Origin of the sequence: Pseudomonas sp. EpS/L25 (assembly GCF_001512295.1) — a bacterium.
Taxonomy (GTDB): domain Bacteria; phylum Pseudomonadota; class Gammaproteobacteria; order Pseudomonadales; family Pseudomonadaceae; genus Chryseomonas.
In genome coordinates this window covers 651,323-668,409 of sequence record NZ_LNUP01000015.1, presented here as the reverse complement: position 1 = coordinate 668,409, position 17,087 = coordinate 651,323, and the positions used below count along the sequence as shown (strand labels likewise).

The window sequence follows — 17,087 nt, the reverse complement described above, 5'->3', positions numbered from 1 at the left end:
GAGTTGAACTCTTGGCGACCATCGAGGTGTTCGCCATTTGTTCGTCGCCAGGATGGTGCGAACCGAGCGACCGTGCCTTAGCCGTTCACCGAGTGACTGGCACGCGTCAGACATCGAATAAGGCCCAAGGAGCAGTTCGTGAGTCAGGCCAGTGACGCTTCGCCCCCACGTAAGTCCCGCACCCCCAGCCCGGCCGCCCAGCAGCGACGGCTACGGCAGATCGAGGCCAAGCGCGCGCAGATCCTCGGCGCGGCCCTCGATATCTTTTCCCGCTTCGGCCTGCATGGCGCCAGCCTGGATCAGGTCGCGCTGCAAGCGGATGTCTCCAAGACCAACCTCCTCTATTACTTCAGCAACAAGGAAGAGCTGTACCTGGCCGTGTTGCGTCAGTTGCTCGCCACCTGGCTGAGCCCGCTGCGCACCTTCAGCGAAGACCAGGAACCCCTCGACGCCCTGCGCGGCTATCTGCGCCAGAAGCTGGAGATGTCCCGCGACCGGCCGGCCGAGTCCCGCCTGTTCTGCCTGGAGATGATCCAGGGCGCGCCGCTGCTGCTGCCGGAGTTGCAGAGCAGTCTGCACGACCTGCTGGTCGAAAAGGTCCGGGTGATCCGCGCCTGGATCGCCGCCGGCAAGCTGGCACCGGTGGATCCGCACCACCTGATCTTCAGCATCTGGGCCACCACCCAGCATTACGCGGACTTCCGGGTGCAGGTGCAGGCCCTCTGCGGGCGCAACCTGACCGACCCGGACTTCTTCGAAGAGGTGCTGCAGGGCCTCGAGACCCTGATCATCGAGGGCCTGAGGCCCCGTCCCGCCACCTGAGCGCGGGATCAGGGCGCCAGGAAGAAGTCGACGAACAGCTGGCTCAGTCGCGGCCACAGCGGCGCCGGCAGGTCGTGGGCCATGGCCGGGATAAGTTCGAAGCGCGCGCCGGGGATGGCTCGCGCCACGGCGCGGCCACAGGCCGGGCGCAACAGTGGATCGCAGGCGCCGTGCACCACCAGGGTCGGCGCCTGGATACGGCGGGCGAAGGGGCGCAGGTCACCGCTGCCGAGCAGGGCGAACAGCTGGCGCTGCACCCCGTCCACGTCCACGCCGCGTGCCAGGACACGCTGCACCAGCCGTTCGAGGTCGGCGTCGCTCTGCCGGTAGCGGGGACTTTCGATGCCACGCAGCAGCGCCTTCTGCCGCGCGATCGCCGCATCCAGCGGCAGATCGGCCGGCGGCCGCAACAGCAGGCTGCCGAGCAGCCTGAACGACGGCGGTGGCAACAGCGGCTGGTTGGTGGAAGAGAACAGAATGCCCAGCCGCTTTACCCGCTGCGGCCAGTCGGCAGCGAGGATCTGGGCGATCATGCCGCCCATGGAGCCACCCAGCACGAAGGCGCGGTCGATGCCCAGGTGATCGAGCAGGCCGATGGCGTCGGCGGCCATGGCCTCCAGGCGATAGGGCACTGGACTGGTCTTGCCCAACTGGGCCCGCCCGAGCACCGGCCACAAGAAAGGCGGCCGACCACCCGGCCAGCCCAGCCGCGAGGACTGGCCGATGTCGCGGTTATCGAAGCGGATCACCCGCAGGCCGCGCTGCACCAGAGCCTCGCAGAAGCCCTCCGGCCACAGCAGCAACTGGGCACCGAAGCCCATGATCAACAGCAGCGCCGGATCGGCGGGATCGCCCCAATCCTCGTAGGCCAGCTCCAGCGTGCCGACCCGGGCGCGACCTTCACGTATGTCCATGGCTCCCCCGCGAAATGGGTAAAGGGCCATGCTACCCCAAGGCCGGCGCGGCGAAAGCGGCAGAACCCGGCGGTCACGCAGCGGTGCTGCGCTATGCTCGGGCAGACCTCTTCCAGAGACCATCGCCATGCCCGCAGCGCCACTGGACTACCACCTGACCGACGAAGCACGCGAAGACCTGCGCCAAGCCATCGCCGCGCCGCTGAGACGCTACAACGACCGCCAGGCCGGCCCGAGCGGCTACCGGGCCCTGGTCATCAGCCTGACCCGTGGCGGCGAATCCCTCGGCGGACTCTGGGGCTACACCAGCTATGGCTGGCTCTATGTGCAGTTGCTGGCGGTGGAGGAAGCCGCTCGCGGCCAGGGCGCCGGCCGCGAGTTGCTGCGGCGCGCCGAGGCCGAAGCCCTGGCCCGCGGCTGCCACGGCGCCTGGCTCGACACCCATGAATTCCAGGCCCGCGGCTTCTACGAGCGCTTGGGCTACGAGGTGTTCGGCGAACTGGCGGACTATCCGCCGGGCTTCGCGCGGTACTTCTTGCGCAAGACTCTCAGGTCGGCCTGAGAGTCAGGCTCGCTCACTGGTCGGTGAGGAAATTGCCGATCCGCGCGTTCTCCTGCCCGCCGTCCAACAGCGGCACCTCGGCTTCGTCCTTGAGTTGCACGCCGGAGAGCTTGCGGCGATCCGCCTCGCGCATCAGGTAGAGCAGCTTGTGCGCCGCCAGGCCATAGGCGAGGCCTTCCAGGCGCACGTTGGAGATGCAGTTGCGATAGGCGTCGTTTAGCCCTGGGCGTGGGCCGTAGGTGAAGTAGAGCCCGAGGCTGTCGGGCGAACTCAGGCCAGGACGCTCGCCGATCAGCATCACCAGCAGGCGCGCCTTGAGCAGCCCGCCGATCTCGTCACCCACCGCTACCCGCCCCTGCTCCACCAGGGTCACCGGTGCCCAGCGCCAGCCCTCGGCCTGGGCCTGGTCGGCCAGGCGTTCGAGGAAGGGCAACGCGTGGCGATGCACCGCCAGGGCGGAGAGGCCGTCGGCGATGACCACGGCGACGTCGAAACCCTCGGGATGCTCGGCGGCATAGGTCTGGAGTTCGCGGGCGGATTCTTCGGACAGCTTCCGCCCCAGGTCCGGGCGTTGCAGATAGGTATGGCGATCCGGCGCGGCGCTCTTGAGCACCAGGGTCTCGCGGCCCTGGGCGGCCAGGCCTTCGCGTAATGCCTGGTGGTCGAACGCCAGGTGCACGGCATCGCGGGCCTGGGCATGGGCGGCCTGGAAATCCAGCTGCGCCGCCGTCGGCAGGCTGGTGCCGGCACGGCCCAAGGCGATCCGCGCGGGGGTCAGGCGACGCAATTCGGCCCAGGGGTCGGGGCGGGCGGTGTCGTTGGAATTCATGCAAAGGCTCCTGAGCGATTCGGTGTCTGTCTGCAAGGGCTATCGCGGCCATGGCGGTCCGCCGATGCGGCCTTATCGCGGCCATGGGCCGCTCCTACAAGCTCCTTCCGTATCGGTAGGAGCGGCCCATGGCCGCGATCCTTCCTACAACTGCGCCAACACCCGCTGGAACGGCGCCGGCAAGCCCTCGCCGAGACGGAAGCGGCCATCCTCCAGGCGCAGGATGCCCAGACGGTCGAGCCAGGTGGCGAATTCCGGCGCCGGTTGCAGGCCCAGTACCTGGCGAGCGTAGAGAGCATCGTGGAAGGAGGTGGTCTGGTAGTTGAGCATCACGTCGTCCGACCCCGGGATGCCCATGATGAAATTGATGCCCGCTGCGCCCAGCAGGGTCAGCAGCATGTCCATGTCGTCCTGGTCGGCCTCGGCATGGTTGGTGTAGCAGATGTCGCAGCCCATGGGCACGCCGAGCAGCTTGCCGCAGAAGTGATCTTCGAGCCCGGCGCGGATGATCTGCTTGCCGTTGTAGAGATACTCCGGGCCGATGAAGCCGACCACGGTGTTCACCAGCAGCGGCTTGAACTTTCGGGCCACGGCGTAGGCGCGCACCTCGCAGGTCTGCTGGTCGACGCCATGGTGGGCGCCGGCCGAGAGGGCGCTGCCCTGCCCGGTCTCGAAATACATGAGGTTGTCGCCCAGGGTGCCGCGGTGCTGCGACAGTCCCGCTTCGTAGCCTTCCTGCAACAACGCCAGGCTGATGCCGAAGCTCTCGTTGGCGCCCTGGGTGCCGGCGATGGACTGGAACACCAGGTCCACCGGCGCGCCGCGCTCGATGGCGGCGATGCTGGTGGTGACATGGGTCAGCACGCAGGCCTGGGTAGGGATCTCGTAGCGCTGGATCACCGCATCGAGCATCTTCAGCAGCTCGCAGATGCCGCTGGTGCTGTCGGTGGCCGGATTGATGCCGATCACCGCATCGCCGTTGCCATAGAGCAAGCCGTCGAGGACGCTGGCGGCGATGCCGGCCGGATCGTCGGTGGGGTGATTGGGCTGCAGGCGGGTCGATAGCCGCCCGCGCAGGCCGATGGTGTTGCGAAAGCGGGTCACCACCCGGACCTTCTGCGCCACCAGGATCAGATCCTGAATCCGCATGATCTTGGACACCGCGGCGACCATCTCCGGGGTCAAGCCCGGCGCCAGGGCGGCAAGACTGGTCTCGTCCGCCGCCGGACCCAGCAGCCAGTCGCGGAAGCCGCCTATGGTGAGGTGGGCGACCGGGGCGAAGGCCCGGGCGTCGTGGCTGTCCAGGATCAGCCGGGTGACCTCGTCGGCCTCGTAGGGGATCACCGCCTCGTTGAGGAAGCGCTTGAGCGGCACCTCGGCCAGGGCCATCTGCGCCGCCACCCGCTCCACGTCACTGCCGGCGGCGACCCCGGCCAGGACATCCCCGGAACGCGCCGGGGTGGCCTTGGCCAGCAGTTCCTTGAGATCGGCGAAACGCCAGGTCTGGCCGCCCACGCTGTGCTGGAAACCGCTCATGCTACCTCCTCGGGTTGCGCTGCGCAGAGCCTGTTCAAAGGCTCGCGAGCTAGAGACAAACAAGGCGAAAATGGCTGAGGAAGCGGAGTTTACGAGTGGTAAATGAGCATTCCGAAACCATTTTCAACGCCGTTTGGCCGACGCGCAGCAGACTTTGAACAGGCTCTCAGGCCTCGCCGAAGGCAGCGTCGGGTGCAATGTTGCCCTGTCTACGGCTGAGACCGCAGACCAGCGCGCCTATCACCATCAGGCCCAGGAACACCACGGCGATCACGCTGTTGTACCAGACCATGGCGATGAGGCAGACCACAGCCAGCACCAGGGCGATGGCCGGCACCACTGGATAGCCGGGGGCGCGGAAGGTCCGCTCCAGGTTGGGCTCGCTGCGGCGTAGCTTGAACAGGCTGAGCATGCTCATGATGTACATGACGATGGCGCCGAACACGCTCATGGTGATCATGGCGGCGGTCAGGGTCATGCCCTGCAGGCTGATCACCCCGTCGCTGAAGATGGCGGCGATGCCCACCACGCCACCGGCCAGCACCGCGCGATGAGGCGTCTGGAAGCGCGACAGCTTGGCCAGGCCGTGGGGTAGGAAGCCGGCGCGGGCCAGGGCGAAGAACTGCCGCGAATAACCGAGGATGATGCCGTGGAAACTGGCCACCAGGCCGAACAGGCCGATGCCCACCAGCAGGTGCAGCCACAGCGAGTTATCGCCCACCACGCCCTTCATGGCCTGGGGCAGCGGATCGTTGATGTTGGACAGGGCACGCCAGTCGCCCACGCCACCCGCGAAGATCATCACGCCGATGGCCAGGGTCACCAGGGTGAGGATGCCGGCGATGTAGGCCTTGGGAATGGTGCGCTTGGGGTCCTTGGCTTCCTCGGCGGCCATGGCCGCGCCCTCGATGGCGAGGAAGAACCAGATGGCGAAGGGGATGGCGGCGAACATGCCACCCACCGCGGCCAGGGAGAACTGGTCCTGCCCGGCCCAGCCGCCAGCGGTGAAGTTGGTCAGGCTGAAGCCCGGCGCGACCACACCCATGAAGATCAGCAGCTCGATCACCGCCAGCACCGTGACCACCAACTCGAAGGTGGCGGCGATGCTCACCCCGAGGATGTTCAGCGTCATGAAGATGAAATAGGCGGCCACCGCGCAGAGCTTGGGATCGAGCGTCGGAAACTGCACGTTGAGATAGGCACCGATGGCCATGGCGATGGCCGGCGGGGCGAAGACGAATTCGATCAGCGTCGCGATCCCGGCGATGGTACCGCCAACCGGACCGAAGGCCCGCCGGCTGTAGGCGAAGGGCCCGCCGGCATGGGGAATGGCGGTGGTCAGCTCGGTGAAGCTGAAGATGAAACAGGTATACATCACCGCCACCACCAGCGCGGTGACCAGGAAGCCCAGCGTCCCGGCGACGCCCCAACCGTAGCTCCAGCCGAAGTATTCCCCGGAGATCACCAGACCCACGGCGATGCCCCAGAGGTGCAAGGTGCCGAGGGTCGGCTTCAATTTCTCGTTGGTCATGACAGGCCACTCCCCTTGTAGCGACGTGATCCGAATGGGTCACCGCGATCCCGCGATGCCCGGCTTTTTCGAGCTTAGCGAGCCTGGAGCCGCGCCGACTTGCCCCGTCGGCACGGCCACTGCGGCCTCAGGTCAAGTCGGCGTTACCCCTCTTCCCAGGGTGCTACCCGAGACCGCACCACCAGGGTGCGCATCAATGGAGGCCGCCCCACGATGAGGCAGAGCGAGAGCCGTAATACCGTGAAATCCTCAGCGTCTTGACGGTCCCCGGCGGACATTCCTCGCCCAGGGGCACAGCCTTTGCTTCATCCGTGCCTAATCTCTCCACGGACCTCACCCATGCCCCTGGCTGCCTCCAGCTTCGCCGCCCTGACCTCACCGTCGCGCAACCTCGGCGTGCTCTCTGCCGCCGCCAGCGGGCTGGATGCCGTCATTGCCAGCCACGGCGGCGACGTGGACCGTATCTTCGGCACCGCCGGCATCGATCCCGAGCAGTTGCAGCACCCCACCCTGAGCCTGGGGCTGGGCAACTACTGCCGAGTGCTGGAAGAGGCCGCCGCCCAGTCCGGCTGCGACAATTTCGGGCTGCACTACGGCCAGCAATTCAAGCCGCAGATGCTCGGCCTGCTGGGCTATGTAGGGCTCTGCTCGCCCACCGCCGAGGCGGCGCTGCAGAACTTCGCCGCCGCCTTTCCCTTCCACCAGCACAGCACCCTGATCCAGCTGGTGGACGCCGGCGACTGCTGGCGCTTCGACTACCAGGTGCGCCACGGCGCCATCGTCGCCCGCCGCCAGGACGCCGAACTGACCTTGGGCATGCTGCTAAACCTCTTGCGCCACGTGCTCGGCCCGACCTGGGCGCCGCGCGCGGTGCAATTCGAACATCCGCGCCCCGAGGGCTGGCACGAACACCGGCGGCTGTTCGATGCCCCGGTCAGCTTCGGCCACCCCTGCAACGCCATGCTGGTGCCCAAGGCCGACCTGCGCGGCCGGGCCATGCCCGACCACGATCCGCTGCTCCTGCTGGTGGTGCAGGACGCCATCCGCCAACTCGGCCAGCGCCTGCCACAGGTGGCGCTGCTCGAAGAAGTCCGCGCCTCGGTACGCCTGGCCTTGCCCCTGGGCGAACCTAGCCTGGAGTCCATCGCCCAGCGCCTGGACCTCTCCGCCAGCCAGCTGCAACGCCGTCTGCGCGACCAGGGCGCGAGCTTCTCGGCCCTGGTCGAGGGGGTCCGCCGCGATCTGGCGCAGCATTACCTGCGGCAGCGGCTGCCGGTCACCGACCTGGCACCGTTGTTGGGGTATTCGGAGACGAGCGCCTTTTCGCGGGCGTTTCGGCGGTGGTTTCAGGTAAGTCCGCGGCAGTGGCGGAGGATTTCGTAAAACCGGCTTGGAGGCGGGCACCGCACGCCGGCTGACGTAGGTTGGCGCTGAGTGCAGCGAAGTCCAGCATTACAGTGCTTCAGGTCTGGCTTATCGGTGTTCTGGCTGCTTATCGAATTTTTGGGGGAGATTCTGTTTCGCCCACCCGGGCGAGTCACTTTTGCCAGTCGCGGCAAAAGTAACCAAAAACGCTGTCCCCCACGTTTCGGCCCTACGCTACGCTCCGGGTCCCCTCGCCCCGGTGCCACTCCAGGGGCACGGCACGAAGGGGCTTCCTGCCCCTCGCGCCTTGCTCGGCGTCCTGCCTCACATCCCCCTCCGCGACACCTACACTCGGCCTCACTGACGGGGACGGGGCGCAAGTCTGATGCTTCGGTATCTACATGGACGGTTCATATTGATTTGTAGCGTGGAAAACCGCGCAGCGTTTTCCACTGCTGGGCACCTAAGCAATCAGTGGACAAGGCTTCGCCGTTGTCCACGCTACGGACGGTTACGGCTCTTCAACCGAAACTTCCAGGCTAGCGAGTCGCCCCGTTCAGGAGGGCTCACGCCAGCGCCGTGCAGGGGTCGAGCCGCATGGAGGCGGCGAGAGGTCCAGCGGGCCATGGACGGCCCGTCTGGACCGACCCCGGAACGGCGCTGGCGTGAGCGAAACGTAGCGTAGCGGAGTAACAGCCGCAGGCTGGCCCGAAGGGCGAGCAACGCGAGTCACCCGCAGCGCAGCGGAGGGCCGGATGACCGGGGCAAGCGTTTTTGCTTACTTTTTTCCGGGGCGCGCAGCCGCGACTGAAAAAAGGGAGTCGCCCGGGTGGGCGAAACAAAAACCATCAAAGCACTCGATAATCAGCTAAGGCACCTAATATCGACTGCGACTTGTTGGACTTCGCTGCGCTCAACACCAACCTACCGAACGGTCAAAAGCAAATCGCCCAGGTGAGCGAAACGAAAACCCGCCGAACAACTGATAATCAGCCAGGGCACCCAACAACAATCCAAACACCAACACCCACCCAATCCCATCCACTCGGTCAGATTCTTGCAAGGCACTCACCCGAACCGCCCCAACCAGAACAACGAACCCATCCAACGATGACCTCCGCCCTGCCCCCCGCCCTCTTCACCCCGGCCTGGCTGGCGCGCCTGGAGCTGGCCTATGCCCGCCAGGGCGACTGGACCCGACCCACCACCCGCCGCCATCTTGGCCCCTTGCGGGTGCAGAAACATCTCCACGCCGAAGGCCCCGAGGTCTGCCAGCACATCATCGTGCATCCCCCAGGCGGCATCGCCGGAGGCGATCGGCTGGATATCGACGTCAGCGTCGGCGAAAACGCTTGGGCACAGCTCACCAGCCCCGGCGCAGCCAAGTGGTATCGCGCCGATAGCACGGCGCACCAACGGATCGAGCTGCGCGTCGCCGCCGGCGCCACCCTGGAGTGGCTGCCCCAGGAGACCATCGTCTTCGCCGGCGCCCAGGCCCATCTGGCCACCCGCATCGACCTGGCAGGCGATGCCCGCCTCTGCTACTGGGACATCGTCGCCCTGGGCCGCCCCGCCAGTGCCGAGCGCTTCACCGAGGGCCTGTTCCAAGCGCACCTGGACATCCGCCGCGACGGCACCCCGCTGTGGCACGAGCGCCAGCGCCTGGTGGGCGCGGATCGCCTGCTGGACTCGCCCATCGGCCTGGCCGGTCAACCGGTGTTCGCCACCCTGCTGATCACCGGCACCCTGGACGCCGATACCCTGAAGCGTTGCCGCGAACTCGGCCTGCCGGTGCGTGGCGACCTGACCCAGCTGCCCGGCCTGGTGGTCGCCCGCTGCCTGGCCGCCGAAACCCTGCAGGCCCGCGCCTGGCTGATCGAGGTCTGGCGCCTGCTGCGCCCGGCCTTGCTCGGCCGCGCCGCCGTGCCACCGCGGATCTGGAGCACCTGAGGCCATGCTGCCCTTGTAGGAGCGGCCCACGGCCGCGATGATCGACCTTCCTTGACCGAACCTGCCAACCGGAACACCCATGGACCTGACGCCCCGCGAGAAAGACAAACTGCTCATCTTCACCGCCGGCCTGGTGGCCGAACGCCGCCTGGCGCGCGGTGTGAAGCTCAACTACCCGGAAGCCATGGCGCTGATCTCCGCCGCCCTGCTCGAAGGCGCCCGTGACGGCCGCACCGTGGCCGAGCTGATGCACTACGGCACCACCCTGCTGACCCGCGACCAGGTGATGGAGGGTGTCCCGGAGATGATCCCGGAGATCCAGGTGGAGGCCACCTTCCCGGACGGCACCAAGCTGGTCACCGTCCACCAGCCCATCGCCTAGGGAGGCCAGCATGAGCCTGATCGTCCGCGACGCCACGCCCGCCGACCTGCCGGCGGTCCTGGCCATCTACAACGATGCCGTGGCCAACACCACGGCGATCTGGAACGACAACCTCGTCGACCTGGCCAACCGCCAGGCCTGGTTCGACCTGCGCGCCACCCAGGGCTACCCCATCCTGGTGGCCGAGAACGCCAGCGGCGAGGTAGTGGGCTACTCCTCCTTCGGCGACTGGCGGCCCTTCGATGGCTTTCGCCATACCGTCGAGCACTCGGTCTATGTGCGCGACGACCAGCGTGGCCAGGGCATCGGCCCGCGACTGATGACGGTGCTCATCGAACGCGCCCGCGCCTGCGACAAGCACGTGATGGTGGCCGCCATCGAGAGCGGCAACCTGGCCTCCATCCGCCTGCACGAACGCCTGGGTTTCCTCACCACCGGGCAGATGCCCCAGGTCGGCACCAAGTTCGGTCGCTGGCTGGACCTCACCTTCATGCAACTCATGCTGGAGCAGCGCCCATGATCCCCGGCGAATACCAGATCCAGGACGGCGACATCGAACTCAATGCCGGCCGTCGCACCTTGAGCCTCACCGTCGCCAACAGCGGCGATCGGCCGATCCAGGTGGGCTCGCACTATCACTTCCACGAGACCAACGACGCCCTGGTCTTCGACCGCGCCCTGGCGCGTGGCATGCGCCTGAACATCGCCGCCGGCACCGCCGTACGCTTCGAACCAGGCCAGAGGCGCGAGGTGGAACTGGTCGAGTTGGCCGGCCTGCGCACCGTCTACGGCTTCGCCGGACGGGTGATGGGCAAGCTGTAGCAAGGCGGCTGCGTAGGGTGGAAAACGCCGCAGGCTTTTCCACCTTGAGTGCTCCCTCACCCCAACCCTCTCCCCAAGGGGGAGAGGGGGTTAAAACAGACACCGTGCCTTTCGCTCCCGCCCCTTTCTCCTGGAGAAATGACCGGAGCGAAAAGCCAAGCCGGAGCCCCCGCTCTGCCCCCTCTCCCTCCGGGAAAGGGTCGGGGTGAGGGCAAACCGGACCACCTTTATTCGGGATCAACGCCTATGAAAATCTCCCGCCAAGCCTATGCCGACATGTTCGGCCCCACCACCGGCGACCGGGTGCGCCTGGCCGATACCGACCTCTGGATCGAGGTCGAAGAGGACCACACCGTCTACGGCGAAGAGGTGAAATTCGGTGGCGGCAAGGTCATTCGCGACGGCATGGGCCAGAGCCAGCTGCTGGCAGCCGAAGTGGTGGATACCGTCATCACCAATGCCCTGATCGTCGATCACTGGGGCATCGTCAAGGCCGACGTCGGCCTCAAGCACGGGCGCATCCACGCCATCGGCAAGGCCGGTAACCCGGACATCCAGCCGGGCGTCAGCGTGCCCATCGGCGCCGCCACCGAGGTCATCGCCGGCGAGGGCATGATCCTCACCGCGGGCGGCATCGACTCTCACATCCACTTCATCTGCCCGCAGCAGATCGAAGAGGCGCTCATGAGCGGCACCACCACCATGATCGGAGGCGGTACCGGACCGGCCACCGGTACCTATGCCACCACCGTGACCCCCGGTCCCTGGCACATGGCGCAGATGCTCAAGGCGGCCGATGCCTTCCCGATGAACATCGGCTTCACCGGCAAGGGCAACGCCAGCCTGCCCGGGCCGCTGGAGGAGCAGGTGCGCGCCGGCGCCATCGGCCTGAAGTTGCACGAAGACTGGGGCACCACCCCCGCCGCCATCGACAACTGCCTGGCGGTGGCCGATCGCTTCGACATCCAGGTGGCCATCCACACCGACACCCTCAACGAATCCGGCTTCGTCGAGACCACCCTGGGTGCCTTCAAGGGCCGCACCATCCACACCTACCACACCGAGGGTGCCGGTGGCGGCCACGCGCCGGACATCATCAAGGCTTGCGGCTTCCCCAACGTGCTGCCCAGCTCCACCAACCCAACGCGGCCCTTCACCAAGAACACCATCGACGAGCACCTGGACATGCTCATGGTCTGCCACCACCTGGACCCGAGCATCGCCGAGGACGTGGCCTTCGCCGAGAGCCGCATCCGCCGCGAGACCATCGCCGCCGAGGACATTCTCCACGACCTCGGCGCCTTCGCCATGATCAGCTCCGACAGCCAGGCCATGGGCCGCGTCGGCGAGGTCATCACCCGCACCTGGCAGACCGCCGACAAGATGAAGAAGCAGCGCGGTCCGCTGCCCGAGGACGGCGCCGGCAACGACAACTTCCGGGTCAAGCGCTACATCGCCAAGTACACCATCAACCCGGCCATCACCCATGGCATCAGCCATGAGGTGGGCTCCATCGAGGTGGGCAAGTTCGCCGATCTGGTGCTCTGGCGCCCGGCGTTCTTCGGTGTGAAGCCGACGCTGATCCTCAAGGGCGGCGCCATCGCCGCGAGCCTGATGGGCGACGCCAACGCCTCCATCCCCACCCCGCAACCCGTGCACTACCGCCCGATGTTCGGCAGCTACGCCGGCATGCTCCACGACACCAGCCTGACCTTCATCAGCCAGGCCGCCTTCGAGGCGGGGGTGCCCGAGCAACTGGGGCTGAAGAAGCGCATCGGCGTGGTCAAGGGCTGTCGCACCGCGCAGAAGAGCGACCTCATCCACAACGACTACCTGCCGACCATCGAGGTCGATCCGCAGAACTACCAGGTCAAGGCCGACGGCCAACTGCTCTGGTGCGAACCGGCCGAGGTGCTGCCGATGGCGCAGCGCTACTTCCTGTTCTAGGGATAGGCACCGAACCCGCCCTCTCCCTGGGAGAAGGGCGGGCGGCGGTCGAAACCTAACCGGCGATCAGCCCTTCTTCGCCGCCTCGTAGAGCGGCATCACCTTGGGAATCGCTGCCTGCAGCGCCTTGGTGCGGCTGGCGTCGGAGGGGTGGGTGCTGAGGAATTCCGCCGGCTGGTTGCCCTGGCTGGCCTGGGCCATCTTCTGCCAGAGGGTGAGGGCCGCATTGGGGTTGTAGCCGGCGCGGGCGGCCAGTTCCAGGCCGATGAGGTCGGCCTCGTTCTCGTTGCCACGGCTGAACGGCAGGGTCAGGGCCACCTGGGATACCTGGTCGGCCAACTGCATGCCGCCCTGGCCGACACCCAGCAGGGCGCCGCCGAGGTTCTCGCCCATCTGGATGGCATAGGCGCGCGACATCTGCTCGCGGCTGTGCTCGCGCAGGGCGTGAGCGATCTCGTGGCCCATCACCGCCGCCAGTTCGTCGTCGGTCAGCTTGAGCTGGTCGATGAGGCCGCTGTAGACGAAGATCTTGCCGCCCGGACCGCAGTTGGCGTTGAGTTCGTCGCTCTGCACCAGGTTGACCTGCCAGTCCCAGTTCACCGCGTCCGGACGGAAGGCGGCGGTCTGCGGGATGAGTCGCTTGGCGATGGCAGCGACGCGCTTGCCATCGGCCGTGTCGTTGGCCAGCTTGCCCGCCAGCTTGGCCTCATTGACCGTCTTGGCATAGGACTGGGCGTACATCTGATTGACCTGCTGCTCGGATAGCATGCTGAACATGTACTGCTTGCGCTGCACCCCCACCGTGCCACCCGAGGTGGTGTTGACGGACTGGCAGGCGACCAGCAGCAGGCTCAAGGACAGGCCCGCGAGGGGAAGGATACGGCGCATGGGAATCTCCAGGTATCGAGGCGGATACATGGTAGGTGCAGCCTGGCGAGGGGGCAACGAGGAAAGCGGCAACCCTTGTTACAGCGGCGTCAGGCATTCCGGCCCGTCCACCTCGGGTCGGTTGACGATGTCGGCCAGCACCCGCTCGCGCAACGGCATGCCACCCGCCGCCAGCAACGCCTGCAGGGCCTCGGGCGGACTCTCCGGATCGAGCCAGCGCGCGCGCCCCGCCTCGTCCAGCAGGATCGGCCGACGCAACGGTCCGGCCGCCTGGGTGACCATGGCCGTCGATAGCCAGATCTGGTCACCGGCCGGATAGGCTTCCCAGAGCGCGGCGAACCAGGCCAGGGGTTCGCCGTTGAGCATCCAGTAGGGCCGTTTGCGGTGATTACCCCGCCACTCGTAGAAGCCGTTGGCCGGCAGCAGGCAGCGGCGCAGGCGAAAGGCCTCGCGGAACATCGGCTGGGTCATCAGGCTTTCGGCGCGGGCATGGGTAGGCGTGCGGGAAAAGTCGGTGAGCCAGGGCGGCGTCAGTCCCCAGCGACCGCTGTCGACCCGCTGGCCCTCCTCCATGCGGCGCTGCAGCAGCACCTGCTGGTGGGGCGAGATGTTCCAGCGCGGCGGATGCCGTTCTGGAAACCCCGGCAGGGCGGCGAATTCGGCGGGCCAACGGAACAGGGCGTAGCGTCCGGACATGAAAACCTTTTAGGTTCTTTACGAAAAGTCGCCGAGCGAAGGTCAGGCGAGGCGAAAAATGCTGAGGAAGCGGATCGGGCTCGCGAACGAGTTTACAAGTGGTAAATGAGCATTACGACCGGGCTGGCGTTCCAGGCGTTTTTCAACGAAGCATCACCGATGCGTAGGCACTTTTCGTATAGAAACTAGCAGACGAGGATGCCCTGCTCGGGGGAGGGATCCTCTCCCGGCAGGGGCGTAGCGGCATTGTACGCGGCGATAAGCGCCTGCGCGCGCGAGGCCTGTTCATCCTCGACCAGCAGGCCGAGCAAGCCCACCGCGGGCAGGTCGCCGATGGCGCCCAGCAGGTGGCGACCGGCGAGAAAGCCGTCGATGCCTTCGCTGGCCAGCACCGCCAGCAGCAACTCGGCCTCGTGCAGCGAAGCCGGCTCGTAGATGCGCCGCATCAGTCATCCTCCCGCCGAACCTCGAGATTCCACGCTTCGCCATCGGTATGCAGGCCGAAGCGGATCGGTCGACAGCAGACGGCGCAGTCCTCGAAGTAGTCCTGGTCGCCACCGCTGAGGTCCAGCACCACCTCGCCCGGCTCGCCGCAGTAGGGGCAATCGTATTCCTGGCTTTCCAGCATCTTTTCCGCTCTCCCTTCGCCGCCACTGGCGCCCATCCGGCCCCTGGCGCTTGCATCTGGCGTCACGCGCTCTACTATGGCCGCCGGAATTTCTACAAGAGAACACCATGGGCGAGTTCGAAGCCATTCGACCCTATAACGACGCGGAAGTCCCCGGGGTTCTGGCCCGCCTGATCGACGACGACCACTTCATCTCCATCCTGGCCGGTTATCGCTTCCCGCGCCTGTCCAAGGGACTCGGCTGGGTGGTGCGCCCGCTGCTGCGCACCCGCCTGCGCCAGGAGCTGGGCGACATCCGAAGCGTCGCCGCGCTGCAGGACAAGCTCGAACCCTATGTGGACCGCGCCATCGAGAAGGCCTCGGACGGCGTGACCTATTCCGGCATCGACCAGTTGCGCAGCGGTCGCGCCTATCTGTTCCTGGCCAACCATCGTGACATCGTGATGGACCCGGCCTTCGTCAACTACGCCGTCTACCACGCCGGTCTGCCGACGCCGCGCATCGCCATCGGCGACAACCTGCTGCAGAAGCCCTTCGTCAGCGACCTGATGCGGCTGAACAAGAGCTTCATCGTACACCGCTCCATCAGTGGACGGCGCGAGAAGCTGGCGGCGTACCAGAATCTGTCCGCCTACATCAATCATTCGATCCGCCAGGACGGCCAGTCCATCTGGATCGCCCAGGCCGAAGGCCGGGCCAAGGATGGTGACGACCGTACCGACTCGGCCATCCTCAAGATGTTCCACATGAGCTGCAAGGACGAGCCCTTCGCCGAGCTGGTCAAGGCGCTGAACATCGTGCCGGTGTCCATCAGCTACGAATTCGATCCCTGCGACCAGGCCAAGGCCCGCGAACTGCACATCCGTGCTACCAGCGGCAGCTACACCAAGGCGCCCGGCGAGGACGACGTCAGCATCGCCCTGGGCATCACCGGCTACAAGGGCCGGGTGCACGTGGCCTTCGGCGAGCCGGTCAGCGGCGACTTCGAGGACGCCAAGGCCCTGGCCCAGGAGATGGATCGGCAGATCCTCGGCAACTACCGGCTGTTCCCGGCCAGCTACCTGGCCTATGCCGCCTGGGACGGCCAGGATCCGACGCTCGCCGTGCCCGCGGTGGACGCCCTGTTTCCCGCCGAGGAAATCGAAGCCGCCCGCGCCGAATGGGAGCGCCGTCTGGCCGAATGCCCGGCGGAGTACCGCGCGCAGCTGGTGCGCCAGTACGCCCAGCCGGTGCTGAACAAATACCGCGTCCAGGCCGGCCTGGAATAACGGTCATCCGCCCATGAAAAAGCCCGGCCAATGCCGGGCTTTTTCATGGGTGACAGGCCTCAGTGACCGCTGAGCACCTGGACCACGGTCGGGTCCTTGAACACCCGGGTCAAGGCATCGCTCAGCACATCGCTGACCAGCTTGGTGTTGGCCTCGGCATTGGGCGCCATGCCGAAACGCTGGTTCAGGCTGGCGCCGTAGCGGCCCTTGTAGCCGCGCTGGCTGTTGCGCACGTCGACCTGGAAGGTAGCGGCGACGTCGGAGGCGGTGACGTAAAGCTCCTTGGGCGACTGGTAGTTCAGCTCGGCCAGGGTCAGGGTCAGCTGGGGCGCGCCAGGACCGGCATTGGGCGACGGGGTGAAGCCCATCTGGCGGATCGCCTTCTCGGCCTCGGCCTGCAGCTTGGGAATCACGTCCTGGCTCTGTACCACCACCACGCTGGTGTCGGGATAGAGACCGCCACGGGTACCCAGGGTGAAGGAGGAGCGCCCGTCGACCACCCGGACGGAGACCGGCTGGCCCTGGCCGACCGGGGCGATGGGCGCGGTGATCTGGGGTTGCGGACTCAATTGCTGGGGGCTGCTGGCACAACCGACCAGGGTCAGACCAGTAACGGCGAGCAGGCCGAGCAACAGGCGATAGCGCATGCAGAGACTCCGGAAGAAAGGGACAGCGGGCAGTATACCCAGCGCCCCGGCGGCGTCGATAGACAGGGCTGTGGACAAAGAAACGCCGGCACGAGGCCGGCGTTCTTCAAACCAGGACTTACGGCCGCGCCGCCAAGGGCGGCCGCGTCTGGCTGCGCTCCAGCCAGCCACCACCGAGGGCCTTGTACAGGGTGACCTCGCTGTTGAGCTGGTTGAGGCGGTCGGTGATCAGCTGCTGCTGGGCGCTGTACAGCGAGCGCTGGGCGTCGAGCACCGTGAGGTAGTTGTCGATGCCCTGGC

18 protein-coding genes and 1 pseudogene are annotated in these 17,087 nt (G+C 66.7%); 9 read left to right on the top strand and 10 right to left on the bottom strand.

Annotated elements, in window-relative coordinates:
* Nucleotides 1-138: 138 nt before the first annotated feature.
* On the top strand, nucleotides 139-822 hold the full coding sequence (gene rutR, locus AR540_RS19605; RefSeq protein ID WP_059231208.1) for an HTH-type transcriptional regulator RutR: 684 nt from the start codon (nucleotides 139-141) through the stop codon (nucleotides 820-822).
* A gap of 8 nt (nucleotides 823-830) precedes the next feature.
* On the opposite strand, the gene AR540_RS19600 is transcribed toward rutR, so the two are convergent.
* Nucleotides 831-1,736, bottom strand: coding sequence for an alpha/beta fold hydrolase (locus tag AR540_RS19600; RefSeq protein WP_059231206.1), 906 nt, complete (start codon nucleotides 1,734-1,736; stop codon nucleotides 831-833).
* Between the two features lie 127 nt (nucleotides 1,737-1,863).
* On the opposite strand from AR540_RS19600, the gene AR540_RS19595 reads away from it, so the two are divergent.
* Complete coding sequence (locus AR540_RS19595) at nucleotides 1,864-2,298, top strand: GNAT family N-acetyltransferase (RefSeq protein ID WP_059231204.1); 435 nt, start codon at nucleotides 1,864-1,866, stop codon at nucleotides 2,296-2,298.
* A gap of 13 nt (nucleotides 2,299-2,311) precedes the next feature.
* Here AR540_RS19595 and eutC read toward each other — a convergent pair whose 3' ends face one another.
* The 3 genes from eutC to eat all read right to left on the bottom strand — a co-directional run bounded on the left by eutC (nucleotide 2,312) and on the right by eat (nucleotide 6,194).
* Entirely contained in the window at nucleotides 2,312-3,127 is an 816-nt protein-coding gene (gene eutC, locus AR540_RS19590) for an ethanolamine ammonia-lyase subunit EutC (RefSeq protein WP_059231200.1), read from the bottom strand.
* A 144-nt stretch (nucleotides 3,128-3,271) separates the two neighbouring features.
* Nucleotides 3,272-4,663: an ethanolamine ammonia-lyase subunit EutB gene (locus AR540_RS19585; protein WP_059231198.1), complete on the bottom strand. Its 1,392-nt coding sequence runs from the start codon at nucleotides 4,661-4,663 to the stop codon at nucleotides 3,272-3,274.
* Between the two features lie 166 nt (nucleotides 4,664-4,829).
* On the bottom strand, nucleotides 4,830-6,194 hold the full coding sequence (eat, locus tag AR540_RS19580; RefSeq protein WP_059231196.1) for an ethanolamine permease: 1,365 nt from the start codon (nucleotides 6,192-6,194) through the stop codon (nucleotides 4,830-4,832).
* Nucleotides 6,195-6,533: 339 nt separating this feature from the next.
* Here eat and qhpR point away from each other — a divergent pair, with 339 nt between their 5' ends.
* From qhpR to ureC, 6 genes are all read left to right on the top strand, one after another.
* Nucleotides 6,534-7,577 carry an AraC-like transcriptional regulator QhpR gene (gene qhpR, locus AR540_RS19575; protein ID WP_059231194.1) on the top strand — a complete coding sequence of 348 codons (1,044 nt, stop codon included), beginning with the start codon at nucleotides 6,534-6,536 and terminating at the stop codon, nucleotides 7,575-7,577.
* Nucleotides 7,578-8,669: 1,092 nt separating this feature from the next.
* A complete protein-coding gene (locus AR540_RS19570; RefSeq protein ID WP_059231192.1) occupies nucleotides 8,670-9,509 on the top strand; it encodes an urease accessory protein UreD in 840 nt (279 codons plus the stop codon).
* Nucleotides 9,510-9,588: 79 nt separating this feature from the next.
* Complete coding sequence (ureA, locus tag AR540_RS19565; protein WP_007162996.1) at nucleotides 9,589-9,891, top strand: urease subunit gamma; 303 nt, start codon at nucleotides 9,589-9,591, stop codon at nucleotides 9,889-9,891.
* A 10-nt stretch (nucleotides 9,892-9,901) separates the two neighbouring features.
* Nucleotides 9,902-10,411, top strand: a complete 510-nt coding sequence (locus AR540_RS19560) for a GNAT family N-acetyltransferase (protein WP_059231190.1) — start codon at nucleotides 9,902-9,904, stop codon at nucleotides 10,409-10,411.
* Nucleotides 10,408-10,713, top strand: a complete 306-nt coding sequence (locus AR540_RS19555; RefSeq protein ID WP_059231188.1) for an urease subunit beta — start codon at nucleotides 10,408-10,410, stop codon at nucleotides 10,711-10,713. The genes AR540_RS19560 and AR540_RS19555 overlap by 4 nt, the downstream gene beginning before the upstream one ends.
* A gap of 246 nt (nucleotides 10,714-10,959) precedes the next feature.
* Entirely contained in the window at nucleotides 10,960-12,660 is a 1,701-nt protein-coding gene (gene ureC, locus AR540_RS19550; protein WP_059231186.1) for an urease subunit alpha, read from the top strand.
* 66 nt (nucleotides 12,661-12,726) lie between these two features.
* On the opposite strand, the gene AR540_RS19545 is transcribed toward ureC, so the two are convergent.
* The 4 genes from AR540_RS19545 to AR540_RS19530 form a co-directional block, all read right to left on the bottom strand.
* Nucleotides 12,727-13,548 (bottom strand): M48 family metallopeptidase, encoded by an 822-nt coding sequence (locus tag AR540_RS19545; protein ID WP_059231184.1) that lies wholly within the window; start codon nucleotides 13,546-13,548, stop codon nucleotides 12,727-12,729.
* A 78-nt stretch (nucleotides 13,549-13,626) separates the two neighbouring features.
* The gene (locus tag AR540_RS19540; protein ID WP_059231182.1) at nucleotides 13,627-14,244 is read right to left on the bottom strand and encodes an SOS response-associated peptidase; all 618 of its coding nucleotides are present in this window, start codon (nucleotides 14,242-14,244) and stop codon (nucleotides 13,627-13,629) included.
* A 185-nt stretch (nucleotides 14,245-14,429) separates the two neighbouring features.
* Nucleotides 14,430-14,690, bottom strand: coding sequence for a putative signal transducing protein (locus AR540_RS19535; protein WP_059231180.1), 261 nt, complete (start codon nucleotides 14,688-14,690; stop codon nucleotides 14,430-14,432).
* Entirely contained in the window at nucleotides 14,690-14,872 is a 183-nt protein-coding gene (locus tag AR540_RS19530; protein WP_059231178.1) for a CPXCG motif-containing cysteine-rich protein, read from the bottom strand. The genes AR540_RS19535 and AR540_RS19530 overlap by 1 nt, the downstream gene beginning before the upstream one ends.
* A 107-nt stretch (nucleotides 14,873-14,979) precedes the next feature.
* Here AR540_RS19530 and AR540_RS19525 point away from each other — a divergent pair, with 107 nt between their 5' ends.
* Nucleotides 14,980-16,140 carry a 1-acyl-sn-glycerol-3-phosphate acyltransferase gene (locus AR540_RS19525; protein WP_059231176.1) on the top strand — a complete coding sequence of 387 codons (1,161 nt, stop codon included), beginning with the start codon at nucleotides 14,980-14,982 and terminating at the stop codon, nucleotides 16,138-16,140.
* A 59-nt stretch (nucleotides 16,141-16,199) separates the two neighbouring features.
* On the opposite strand, the gene AR540_RS19520 is transcribed toward AR540_RS19525, so the two are convergent.
* Complete coding sequence (locus AR540_RS19520; RefSeq protein ID WP_059231174.1) at nucleotides 16,200-16,787, bottom strand: YajG family lipoprotein; 588 nt, start codon at nucleotides 16,785-16,787, stop codon at nucleotides 16,200-16,202.
* Between the two features lie 118 nt (nucleotides 16,788-16,905).
* A pseudogene (locus AR540_RS19515) lies at nucleotides 16,906-17,087 on the bottom strand (multidrug transporter); the annotation flags it as partial.